This is a genomic window from Caballeronia grimmiae, from assembly GCF_000698555.1.
Taxonomy (GTDB): Bacteria; Pseudomonadota; Gammaproteobacteria; order Burkholderiales; family Burkholderiaceae; genus Caballeronia; species Caballeronia grimmiae.
This window is the reverse complement of the sequence record NZ_JFHE01000076.1, coordinates 1-10,622: the sequence shown is the minus strand read 5'-3', so window position 1 is coordinate 10,622 and position 10,622 is coordinate 1. Positions and strand designations below refer to the sequence as shown.

Sequence of the window (10,622 nt, the reverse complement as noted above, 5' to 3'; positions counted from 1 at the left end):
GTCGTATCAATTCCAGAGTGCCGTTGACAGAGAGCCTTCAAGGCCTCGATGTCGTCCGGGAGGGAAGCATTGCTGGATGCCATGCAGGCAGTTTACGCGCGTGCATTGCGCTACGCGCGCGTTGTCACATACGTTTAAAAAGCGCTGCAGGGTCGGGCTACATCGACAGGCTGTCGCCAGTCGAACCCTTCGAGCAGAAGGCCGAGTTGCGCGTTGGTCAGCGACACAACTCCGCCGTCAGCACGGGGCCAGGCAAAGCGCCCGCGCTCCAGTCGTTTCGCGAACAGGCATAGCTCACCGTCACGCCAGTACAGGCATTTGACGAGGTCGCCACGTTTGCCTCTGAAGACGAAGATGTGTCCGCAGAACGGATCCTTCGCCAGCACGGTCTGCACCCTCGCGGCCAAGCCATCGAAGCCGCAGCGCATATCCGTAAACCCGGCAGCAACCCAGATGCGGGTGTTTGTCAGCGGACCGATCATCGGCTCAGGCACTGGATCACCACTCGCAGCGTGTCGAGATCGACACTGCCTTCGACGTGTACGTCGCCTCGTGGCAACTGAATTCGGATCGTGTTAGGCGCCCGTGTCGCAAGCGTAGATGCAGCCGGTTCGGCCACGCCGCTGTCGCTGGGCTCATTGACCGTGACCGGCAGCAAGGTACATAGGCGCTCGTCGGCGCCGAGCCGTCCTTCGAGATACTGCTTACGCCAGTCGAACACCTGATTTGCGTTCACTTCGTGACTGCGCGCAATCTCCGCTACCGAACGTCCACTGGATAGCGTCTCCTCGACGATCTGGCGCTTCTCGTCCGCTGTACGCCGCCGATACTTGCGGGCGCCTTTGACTTGGGTGGATTCGGTCACTGTGTCCATGATTTCCTTTATGGGCACAGTGACATATGTGCCCCGGGAAATCATGGCGACGCCTTCATCATGCGTCTACACGGTCGCGGTCGGACGGTTACGTTCTCCCGCAGCCCACCGATAAAGTGCGACGGTTCCCGGAAGGTTATTCGGATACATATACCAGGCTATCCCCTCGGCGACGTATCCCGAGCCTGGCGCTAATTCACCAGTCGGATCGAGCGTAAAAAGATGATCGCCCGATTCAGCGTTGTACCAGCGATAGACCGGTTGGGTATCCGGGCCTGCCGCGTTGAAACGTAGCATTCGGTCCTTTCTAAGACGTAGCCCAGTTGCGGTGCGGCTTCTCCGTTTGGATCAACGGTGTAGAAGTGGAGGTTGCTTTCGGGATGCCGCCACCGATACAGCGCTACGGTTCCAGTTTCTTGTGTCGGAAACACATAGCCGGCAATGCCCTCGGAGGCGTAGCCAGAGGCGGGTTCGTCGGTGTGGCTCGTGTAAAAGTGCATGGCAAACCCGTTTTCTCGCGCACCGCCTTTTCCCGGTGCGTTCGCTATGGGGCAAGATTCACGCATGAATCGACGTGACAAACTGCCCTGCGGTGGGCTGCTTGTCGCCGAGGACGATTCCACAAAACGCGAGGCGCCTAGGCCGTAGACCGCGACGGCGATGACGGACGCGATCAGAAAAGGCCATAGGGGAAGCCATCAAGGAGGGCGGCGAGCATGAGAAGCCGGGGCCATGCAGGCGCGAAGGCCGCGAGCCGAGCCTTCGTAGTGATCTGTGCGAAGTTACCCGCAACTGGGACTGGGGCTGCTTGGCGTACTGCAATCGCATGTGTTGTTGCCGTCCGGGCAAGTAATCGTTTTCGAATACGACTTCCCGTTGGATTCGTAGCACGTGCAAGTAAAGCTCGTAGACGTCGTCCCATCCTTGGCGGCGAAGCGTTGACTGACCGTTACTCCGTGCCCACTGCTGCACTTTTCGATTTCAATCTCGACGGTCCCCAAGTCGTGCAGTTCGACGCGCATAGCCGCTCCTTGCGTGTAGTGACGTGCGGAAACTAGTCTTCCATTGGCAATCGCCCCCTTTGCTACGCAACAGCGCAACGAGGGACCTGGGAATGCTATAGCTTGTTGAGCATCTGTTCGAGATCCCCGTTAGATACCGCCGCCAGGAGGTTCCTTACGTCCGGGTTATGCTCCTGAGCGTTCCAATAGATGCGGCCTCGAATATCGCGAAAATCACGCTTTGCCAGTGCGTCAAGCAGCTCAGATCGTTTGTTTTCGTGGACTGCCACCCAGCGCAAATCACCGCCTGGGTCGTGGTCGTGCACCAACCGTTGCACTGCTTCATCGTGTATCGCAGGCAGACAGCCCACCACTTCGTCGTTACTCATGCGCTCGATTCGCTCTCTTGCCCATTTTGATGAGGCTGGCTCTCTTTTCCCACCGCGTCGCCGCGAATGTCGTGTGGGTTGCGATAGGATCCGGGTAATTGTCACCGTAGATTCGGACGCCTTCATGCAGGATCGTCCAGCGCAAGTCTTGGAACGTCGCGTGGTCAACGGTTTGCATAATCCGTTAGAGCTTAGGACATACATTGCCGTGCGCCTTGCCTAAGCGTGCGCAACCGCACAAACGCCCAGTGTGTGGCCTGAACCATTTTCCGAGGAAGTCAGGCTTCTCGCGGGTTACACTGGAAAGGAGCGCCCTACGGTTTCTCTCTCGTAACAAGGCTCGAAACTTAGCGTATTACGAGAAACGAAATTGCAGTCCAAACACGCCAAAATCCTGACCCCGGCGAAATTTCGCCATCTCCTGCGCGTAACCGAAGCGACCAGCCGCTTCCCTGAACGCGACACCTTGATCCTCTTGTTCGGCATTACGTGCGGCATGCGAGTGACTGAGATTGCGCGGCTTGAAGTCCATCACGTCCTTTCGAAGTCGGGCACCAAAAAGGAAGAAGTCTGCCTGCCCGGTTCGATCACTAAAGGCTGTCGGCCTCGCTGCGTTTTTCTCTCGCACGCGAAAGCGGTCGCGGCGTTCGAGCGCTATATCGAATGGCGGTACAGGCGTGGACACGGGGTGTCGCTGGATCGTAAAGAGTACCGTGGATTGATGCCGCGCACGCGACTGATCCTTACGCAGAAGCGCAGCGCCTTTGAGTTGAGCACAAAGCGAAGAGTCAACGCCGATGGCGAAACGGTCGAGTACCTGGCCGCAGACAGCCTGCAAAGCTATGTGACTGGCTTGTATCGTTCCGCTGGACTCGGGCATGGTTACAGCAGCCATACGGGCAGACGCACTTTCGCTAGTCGCTTGATCGCGAACGGACACTCGCTCGAAACCGTGCAGACGTTGCTTGGCCACTCGCATATCGACCATGTCGCCCCGTACCTCGATGTTTCAGCGCGGGACTTAGTAGATGCGGTAGCGGCAGTGTTGGGCTTGGATTGAAGCTCTACTGAAGTGCGCGACGCCGATGCCGTTAAACACGCAGGACGCGCACCGAACTGAGGTACTATTGGAACATACATGTTCCATTTGACGCCCAAACCATGAAGGAAACAGACGTGCTCTACGGCGAGGACGCGCAGGCTTTGCGCAAGAAGGCAGGACTAACGCAGACCCAGCTTGCGGAGCGTTGGAAACTGACTCGGCAGCAGATCGGCCGCTACGAAAAGACGGGCCAAACGGTTCCCGCAAAAGAAGCGGATGCATACCGAGGATTGGTACTTGCCTCGCAATCGAATGCAACATAGAGATTGCATTAGCAACGTCGATGAGCTAAAATGAGTCATCTAAACAAACTCCCGAAACACCACATGACGGCCATCGTTTTCGACACGCTCGCCTACGCAGAAAAGCTTGAAGCGGCGGGATTTACCGCCGAGCAAGCCAAAGGACAAGCCCACGCGCTGCGCGAAATTATCGATAACCAAATCGCGACGAAGCAGGACATTGCTTCTTTGGACGCGAGCATCACCGCGAAGCTCGCGGACGCGAAGGCCGAGCTTATTAAGTGGGTCGTCGGAACGATGTTCGCGATGACGGCCTTGTTTGTCGGCGTGGTCAAATTCGCGCACTGAACCGAGAAATTGCTGTAACCGCACGCTCCCGCAGCTTGGACACAAGCGGCGCGAACAGGAAGCGTGCGGCCCGAGATGACAAGGAAAAAATAATGACGATTGCAGACCAATACGCAGCGGTATGCACCCAGTGCATCTAGACGTCAAGTATTGGAACGGTCGGCACCTAAGAAAATAGGCGCATGGCCGGTCGCATTGCCGCGAAGAACCGGCAGCGAATTTCGACGATGCACGAAACGCGTCGCTTGGGCGTAGTTCCATCAGGTGGCTGACAAGGGGAACACACCGCGATGGCACAAGGCAACTGGAATCGAGAAGTCATTAAGCCGAATCCGCGTTGCCGCCTATGCAAACGCGTCGTAAAGTCGGCCGACTTTGTGCGGCTCGATGGCGTTAATCCCGCACACCGAGCTTGCGAAACTGCGGGGGCGCGCGTACACAGAAGGTCACGCGGTCCACCCCGTCTGGCTTCGCTGCGCTTTTCGATATCGAACCGGGCTCTGCTTGGTCACAGCACTGCTTGGCACACGGTGGTCGCGCTATTGAAGCACAGGAAAGCAAGTCGTAACGACCAACAACTGCGGGGTTAGCGAAAAGTGAAAGAGGAAGACGAAGTACCGCTGGATGATTTGCTGAAGAAGAACCCAACCGATCAGGGGGAGATTGCCCTGTTCGCGCGTACGATGCAACATCGCACGAACAAGGTAATGGATTCCCTTTCGAACCGGCTTCTTATGCTGGTAAGAAGCGCTGATGCGCTTGTCGGTCGCAGCGATAAAGCACTTGAATGGGCCGATCAGAACGCGGTAGCACAGTCGAAACAACAGGTGACGATGAGTCGTCTGACGTGGGCAATCGCGCTTTCGACCATCCTTTACACAGGTGTCACCGCATTCTCCACGTGGATCACTTGGAAGAATTCCAACACGCCACAAGTGGTTTTAGTACACAGCTCCGGCCCCGTTCCTGAGAGCGCGGCCGTGCACATGGGTGTTGATGAAAAGGGCACCCCCGCCGTTTGTGTGAACGGGACTGCGTATGACGTTCCGGCGTCAAGCGATCAGCGACTCAAGGAGCGTCCTCAAGCGGAGCGGGCAGACGGGGCGATTATGCCCGTTTTGCGTTGCCGGAATTGATCGGAAAACAATGAGAAACCTCAACGCTTTTGGATCGTTGATTTGGATCGCTTCACTAGCATTGACCGGGGCATCCCACGCCCAAAACGTGGGATCGCAAACGTCGTCGCCTCTTTCTTATCGCGGTATCAGTCCGGCGTCGAGCGAGCGAGATTTGAAGGCGCTTTTCCGCCACTCAAGTTGCACACCGGTGCGTGCTCTATCGGATTTCGCGTGCAAGGCGGAGGGCACCTACGCTGGGAAGATTTCCTGCTCACTTCGACTATGCCGCTTGGGCTAATGGCGGCAGATGGCGAATCTACCAGCTCGAGGTAATGATTCCGGCTGCGGGGATGCAAGACGACGTTATTGCAGCCCTTCGTTCGAAATATGGTAACGACGAGTACAAGCCTTCGAGCTCCAAGGTCGTCATGAATGTGCGGTTCATTGAGCCAGCTACGCATACATGGCACGTCGGGAAGGACGTCGTGATTCTGACTGAGGCGAACATCGCAGCGAGCCAGCAACTCAGCGTCGAATACTTTCGGACGTTCAACGCGTCAGAAGAGGCCGAGCGGAAAGCTTGGCGAGCTAGCCATCCGGCCGCGGGCGCTAGCTCTGGCGCAAGCGCGCCTTTCAAACCAGCACTCGACGCGTCATCGCTGTAGCCATTCCGTAACGTCAAAGGATAATGAATATGGACATGCAGCGAGCGCAGGCGTATCAAAGTCGTACAGCGGACGCGGAGAACGAAATCCGCGATATCGTCAGCGTCAGTCGTGCGTCGCCAGACGAAGCAATCAGACGGATCCAGAAGGGCTTCGCCTCGGGCGTTCTGCATGAATGGGTCGAAACCACGGACGAGCTTGGGGACGCCCCCGCGAGCTATAGCACTGACCGCGGCCGCCTCGTTGCGCTGGTCAACGCCGCAATGTTGGATGCCTGACGAATAAACCGGAAAACAGCTTTGGGGCGCGGAACGGGCCGTGCGCGACTACAATGAGCTCGACCGCACTGAGGGAGGATGGAATGTCAACAGGAGAAGGCTCAGGCCAACGAGAGGAGTCCCGGCCCGCAGCCGGGAACTCGGGAACGTTCAGTGTCCTTAGAATCGACTGGCCTCAAGGCAGGGCGCTCGTAAGTGATGGGCAAGCGCAGATGTGGATCGACCTTACGCGCCTAGCAGCGGCGATGCGAGCGCAGTCAGACCTTATTTGCAGCGAGGCGAGCGCAGAGGACGACTTCACTTTCATCGAGCAAGTGAGTGACTTCGGATTCGACCGCACCGAAGCTGACGGCCAGCAAGGGCGGGTTGGGAAATGAACCATTGGACGTATGACCGCCTTCGCGTCATAGGGGCTGAGATTCGCGAAGACGCTCTGGCAAGCAACCACGCGAACTTTGCCGAGTTGGATTTGGCGAAGGCGGCTGGCTTCCTCTTCTCATGCATACATCACGGAGAGGGGCGTGGCGGAATCACTGTCGGAGATAAGCGGCGCTACGCTGACCAGCTTCGACGACTCGCAGACCAATTAGAGAATAGCTGACGAGATATGGCTATCAAGGCTGTTGTGTTCGACGCTTTTGGCACTTTGTGCGAGATCACTGCCCCGAAGAGACCGTATGCCCGCCTTGCTCGGCTGTCGAAAGGTCGACAGCACGCGAGGCAGCTACTAATGAGCAAGCCCTTGTTGCTTCGACAGGCTGCCGTCGAACTCAGGGTGAACATAGACGAGATCCGGCTGCTTGAGGCCGACTTGCAAACCGAACTGGCGAGCATTCGGCTGTTTCCAGAGGTTAGTCAGGTACTAATGGCGCTGCGTAGTAAGGGCGTTGCGCTAGCCGTTGCGTCGAATCTGGCGTTGCCTTATGCCGCTCCGCTGCGCCGATTACTTCCCTTCGAGCTGGACGCTTACGCCTGGTCTTTCGAGGTCGGCAGTCTGAAGCCGGACTGCGGAATTTACTCAAACGTTTGTAGTCAGCTTCGCTTGCATGCGAATGAAGTGCTAATGATCGGCGATACCTACGTGGATGATTATGAGGGGGCGATAGCAAGCGGGTTGAGCGCGATTCATCTAAACCGACTGTCGAATGTTCGGAGAATTGGTTCGATAGACTCGCTCACGCCAATCGTAGGACTCTTCGCTCATGGCTATCCCGATGCCTCAGCGTTCCGGCTGGGAGCGGGAACGTCGGGTAGCGGAACGGCCTAATGCGCGACGCGTGGTGCGTTCATCCGCCGGGGTGCCCGCCTTCGTGCTGTTTGACGACGCGACCGCACAAGGGCGTTTGCGCCTGTGCATGTCGGGCTGAGACGCGATGACAGCGACTTGCGTACTATACGGCGTTGCCGTATAGTATCAGTATGTACACGATCATCGAAACCACAGTTTTCCAGCGCTATGCAGACCAGATTTGGTCCGACGCGGAACGTGCGGAATTCATAACGTGGCTAGCAAACAATCCAATGGCAGGCGATGTGATTCCCGGCACAGGAGGGCTGCGCAAGGTGCGCTGGTCGCGCCCTGGTATGGGCAAACGTGGCGGGGCGCGTGTCATCTACTACAACGCGCTGGATGAGGGCGTGATTTGGCTGCTAATCGCGTACACGAAAGCGAAGTTCGACAACCTGCCGTCGAGCTTTCTCAATCAACTTCGTGAGGGCATCGAAGATGAATAAGGTCGATAAGGAACTAGAGCAGTTTCAGGCTGACTTGCTGCAATCCGTTCGTGAGATGAAGCGGAAGCACGGCGCACGTGTGACCAACGTTGCACCCACTGAGGCATCTGTTGCGCGCTCCAAGGTCGGTATGTCGCAGTCGGAATTTGCGGTCCTGCTTGGCGTATCGGTTCGCACGTTTCAGGACTGGGAGCAGGGTCGGCGGAATCCGACTGGGGCTGCACAAACGCTTCTGCGGGTCGCGGCGAAACACCCGGAGGCTCTGCTGGATATTCAAACTTCTGCCTGATCGGAGAAAGCCCTTTCTCCGAGGAGGAATGAGGAACGTAGGACGCAACGGAAAACCAGCCATGCTTGAAATGCTCTCACTGGCTTTGATACTTTGTGCGCCACTGATTTATGTCACCGCTCGACTGCTGAACAAGCTCAGCGGAATCGACGTTTCGCCGTCTAAGGCACGTCGCAAGCTCGGTCGCAACTGGCCCTGGAACTGATCGGAAAACAGCATCAAGCGTCAGCGCGGCACTAAGGGAAGGAGCAAAGGATGGTAGATGGTTACACCCTCGGCGTGGGGCGACAAGCGCAGCAGGAGGCCGCAGACTGGAAGGCTTACGCCGCCAGGGTTGAGCGTGCTTATAGCGGCACGCAGGCGAACTATGAAGGGGTGATGGCGTTGAAGGACGCCTTGCTGAAAGAACTCGCTCGTGTAGATCCGACCAACTATCTGTTGGTCCAAAGCGAACCGCCAAGCAGTCTTTGATGCAGCGTATGACAAGTTTGTCGCCGCCGCGCGACGGTGAAGGGATCGGAAAACAGAGACGGACTATGAGCCTGCCTTTGAAGCCAGCCGCGAAAACGGAGCGCGTTCATCTTGCGACGGACAGCGGCGGCGGCTCGCGCTGTCGCTACACTTCGCGCCCGAGTGCGAAGGCGACCTTCGTGCCCCTCGCTGACTTCTTGGCGCTGCCGGTCGAGGTGCGATGTGTCGAGTGCGCTCGGAAGGCGGTGGTCCCGTCCAATGCATCGAATGGTAAGCAATAGGAAAACAGCATCAAGCGGCAGCGTGGCACTAAGAGAAGGAGCAAAGGATGGTAGATGGTTACAGCCTCGGCGTTGCGCGACAAGCGCAGCAGGAGGCATCAGACTGGAAGGCTTACGCCGCCAGGGTCGAGCGTGCTTATAGCGGCACGCAGGCGAATGAAGGCGTGATGGCGTCGAAGGACGCCTTGCTAAAAGAACTCGCTCGTGTAGATCCGACCAACTATCTGTTGGTCCAAGCGAACCGCCAAGCAGTCTTCGATGCAGCGTATGACAAGTTTGTCGCCGCCGCGCGACGGTGAAGGGATAGGAAACATCGGCGATGCGAACTGTGGTGACGGATTTATTGAATGCAGCGCGGTTGGTCTTTGCGCCGAACGCTTTCGTTGCCGCCGAGCAAAAACACATTGAGGCGGTGGATGCAACGCGTTCAGAAGATGTGGGTGTGGCCGGTCGCGTTTCGCTAGTACGTCAAGCGCTTCTGCGCTCCGCGTCGCTGGTGGGCATCGCCTTCGCGATGGGCTGGCTATGGGCAGAAGCGGTTGGTCTTTCCGGCTATGCGCTGCGCCCGAATTGGCAGGTTCTCTTACAAGCCCTGAGCGCAGCGACGCTGCTTTGGGGAACGTTGTTTCTGAGAGGGTGGGAGATTCAAACGTTCAGCGGTATGACGCTAACCGAGCGAGTAAACCAGACGCTCTATCGCGTCCTGTGCACTGTTGGCACGGTGGTTGGCGTGTTCGCAACGCTCTGTCCCACTGTTAATCACTAGGAAAACAGAAGCTATGGCAGTGGATGGATACACGCTGGGCGTCGCTCGCCAGGCGCAACAAGAGGCAGCGGAGTGGAAGGCATACGCTCGGGGGCTTGAACGCAAGCTGGCGACGTATGCCGACAACTATGACGGCATGGAAGCGCTCAAGAACGCCGCGATGAAGGAACTGTCGCGGATCGACCCTGGCAGGCTCGCCGCCTTCGTTTGCCTCTAGTGCCAGAAGATCGCAACCGCTATTCCGCCAAACAGCAGCCACTTCACGACGTAGTACGCAATTCGGTTCCACGCCTTCAGACGCTTGCCGACGAGCCGGATCAAATATAGATATTTGAACGCGCGATTCAGGACGCCGGTACGGTCACCAATCTCATTTGGTGAGGTAGCCGCGCGCATCAGGAAGCCGCCTACCGCGTGGTTGAACGCCTGAGCCCATCGGTATTTCATCGGCCGCTCTATGTCGCAGAACAAGATGATGCGGTCCTTGTCGGTCTTGTTTTCGGCCCAGTGCAGATAAGTTTCGTCGAAAACGACTTCCTCGCCGTCGCGCCACGAATAGCGCTCGCCATCGACGATGATCGCGCACTTGTTGTCGTTCGGCGTTATGAGTCCCAGGTGATAGCGCAGCGACCCTGCGTATGGATCGCGGTGCAGCGTGAGCACGCCGTCGGGCGGTAGCATGGCGAACATGGCCGCCTTTACCGTCGGAATGCCTTGTAGGATAGAGACCGTGTTCGGACACTGTGCGACCGCGGACGGATGAGGGCGGTCATACCATTTCAAGTAAAAGCGCCGCCATCCGCGCCGGAAGAATGAGTTGAAGCCGATGTCGTTGTACTCGCCTGCAGCCCGAATCTTGCTGGTTTCGTGAAGTGCGATGGCCTCGGCGCGGATGGTTTCCCAGTGCGCCTTGATCTGCGCGAGCTCGGGAAAGAGCGAAGGTTCGAGATAGGGCGTCGACGGCACGCGAGAGAACAGGTAGACAAAACCGTTCAGCGGCGACATAAAAGTCGAATGGTCGGAAAGCTGGCGGTGTCCGCGCCGAATGAATTTTGAGCCACCGC

At 57.6% G+C, this 10,622-nt stretch carries 18 protein-coding genes and 1 pseudogene; 13 read left to right on the top strand and 6 right to left on the bottom strand.

Going from position 1 to position 10,622, the window contains the following annotated elements; all coding sequences use genetic code 11:
* Positions 1-134 precede the first annotated feature (134 nt).
* The 5 genes and pseudogenes from tnpB to BG57_RS30055 form a co-directional block, all read right to left on the bottom strand.
* A complete protein-coding gene (gene tnpB, locus BG57_RS30065) occupies positions 135-482 on the bottom strand; it encodes an IS66 family insertion sequence element accessory protein TnpB (RefSeq protein WP_035970813.1) in 348 nt (115 codons plus the stop codon).
* Positions 479-826: pseudogene (tnpA, locus tag BG57_RS34420) on the bottom strand (IS66-like element accessory protein TnpA); the annotation flags it as partial. The gene tnpB and the pseudogene tnpA, both read right to left, overlap by 4 nt.
* Positions 827-940: 114 nt before the next feature.
* Positions 941-1,171: a hypothetical protein gene (locus BG57_RS34415; protein WP_371875881.1), complete on the bottom strand. Its 231-nt coding sequence runs from the start codon at positions 1,169-1,171 to the stop codon at positions 941-943.
* Positions 1,066-1,374, bottom strand: a complete 309-nt coding sequence (locus BG57_RS34410) for a hypothetical protein (RefSeq protein WP_420912096.1) — start codon at positions 1,372-1,374, stop codon at positions 1,066-1,068. The genes BG57_RS34415 and BG57_RS34410 overlap by 106 nt, the downstream gene beginning before the upstream one ends.
* A 617-nt stretch (positions 1,375-1,991) precedes the next feature.
* Positions 1,992-2,264 (bottom strand): hypothetical protein, encoded by a 273-nt coding sequence (locus BG57_RS30055; RefSeq protein ID WP_035970812.1) that lies wholly within the window; start codon positions 2,262-2,264, stop codon positions 1,992-1,994.
* A 370-nt stretch (positions 2,265-2,634) separates the two neighbouring features.
* On the opposite strand from BG57_RS30055, the gene BG57_RS30050 reads away from it, so the two are divergent.
* From BG57_RS30050 to BG57_RS29985, 13 genes are all read left to right on the top strand, one after another.
* A complete protein-coding gene (locus tag BG57_RS30050) occupies positions 2,635-3,324 on the top strand; it encodes a tyrosine-type recombinase/integrase (RefSeq protein WP_035970811.1) in 690 nt (229 codons plus the stop codon).
* Positions 3,325-3,425: 101 nt separating this feature from the next.
* Positions 3,426-3,629 carry a helix-turn-helix domain-containing protein gene (locus tag BG57_RS30045; RefSeq protein ID WP_035970810.1) on the top strand — a complete coding sequence of 68 codons (204 nt, stop codon included), beginning with the start codon at positions 3,426-3,428 and terminating at the stop codon, positions 3,627-3,629.
* A gap of 63 nt (positions 3,630-3,692) precedes the next feature.
* Entirely contained in the window at positions 3,693-3,956 is a 264-nt protein-coding gene (locus tag BG57_RS30040) for a CCDC90 family protein (RefSeq protein WP_035970809.1), read from the top strand.
* Between the two features lie 596 nt (positions 3,957-4,552).
* Complete coding sequence (locus BG57_RS30035; protein ID WP_035970806.1) at positions 4,553-5,092, top strand: hypothetical protein; 540 nt, start codon at positions 4,553-4,555, stop codon at positions 5,090-5,092.
* A 676-nt stretch (positions 5,093-5,768) separates the two neighbouring features.
* Entirely contained in the window at positions 5,769-6,017 is a 249-nt protein-coding gene (locus BG57_RS30025) for a hypothetical protein (protein ID WP_152562751.1), read from the top strand.
* Positions 6,018-6,624: 607 nt separating this feature from the next.
* Complete coding sequence (locus tag BG57_RS30015; protein WP_052006097.1) at positions 6,625-7,284, top strand: HAD family hydrolase; 660 nt, start codon at positions 6,625-6,627, stop codon at positions 7,282-7,284.
* 152 nt (positions 7,285-7,436) lie between these two features.
* Positions 7,437-7,751, top strand: a complete 315-nt coding sequence (locus BG57_RS30010) for a hypothetical protein (RefSeq protein WP_035970796.1) — start codon at positions 7,437-7,439, stop codon at positions 7,749-7,751.
* Complete coding sequence (locus BG57_RS30005; protein WP_035970794.1) at positions 7,744-8,040, top strand: helix-turn-helix domain-containing protein; 297 nt, start codon at positions 7,744-7,746, stop codon at positions 8,038-8,040. Before BG57_RS30010 ends, BG57_RS30005 begins: the two co-directional genes overlap by 8 nt.
* Positions 8,041-8,101: 61 nt before the next feature.
* Positions 8,102-8,245: a hypothetical protein gene (locus BG57_RS33210; protein WP_160174773.1), complete on the top strand. Its 144-nt coding sequence runs from the start codon at positions 8,102-8,104 to the stop codon at positions 8,243-8,245.
* 50 nt (positions 8,246-8,295) lie between these two features.
* Entirely contained in the window at positions 8,296-8,511 is a 216-nt protein-coding gene (locus BG57_RS30000) for a hypothetical protein (RefSeq protein ID WP_052006096.1), read from the top strand.
* Positions 8,512-8,839: 328 nt separating this feature from the next.
* The gene (locus BG57_RS29995; RefSeq protein ID WP_035970792.1) at positions 8,840-9,091 is read left to right on the top strand and encodes a hypothetical protein; all 252 of its coding nucleotides are present in this window, start codon (positions 8,840-8,842) and stop codon (positions 9,089-9,091) included.
* A 20-nt stretch (positions 9,092-9,111) separates the two neighbouring features.
* Positions 9,112-9,558, top strand: a complete 447-nt coding sequence (locus BG57_RS29990) for a hypothetical protein (RefSeq protein WP_035970791.1) — start codon at positions 9,112-9,114, stop codon at positions 9,556-9,558.
* A 13-nt stretch (positions 9,559-9,571) separates the two neighbouring features.
* Positions 9,572-9,775 (top strand): hypothetical protein, encoded by a 204-nt coding sequence (locus BG57_RS29985; protein WP_035970790.1) that lies wholly within the window; start codon positions 9,572-9,574, stop codon positions 9,773-9,775.
* On the opposite strand, the gene BG57_RS29980 is transcribed toward BG57_RS29985, so the two are convergent.
* The coding region (locus BG57_RS29980) for an aspartyl/asparaginyl beta-hydroxylase domain-containing protein (RefSeq protein WP_035970815.1) at positions 9,772-10,622 on the bottom strand (851 nt) is incomplete at its 5' end. The genes BG57_RS29985 and BG57_RS29980 overlap by 4 nt on opposite strands.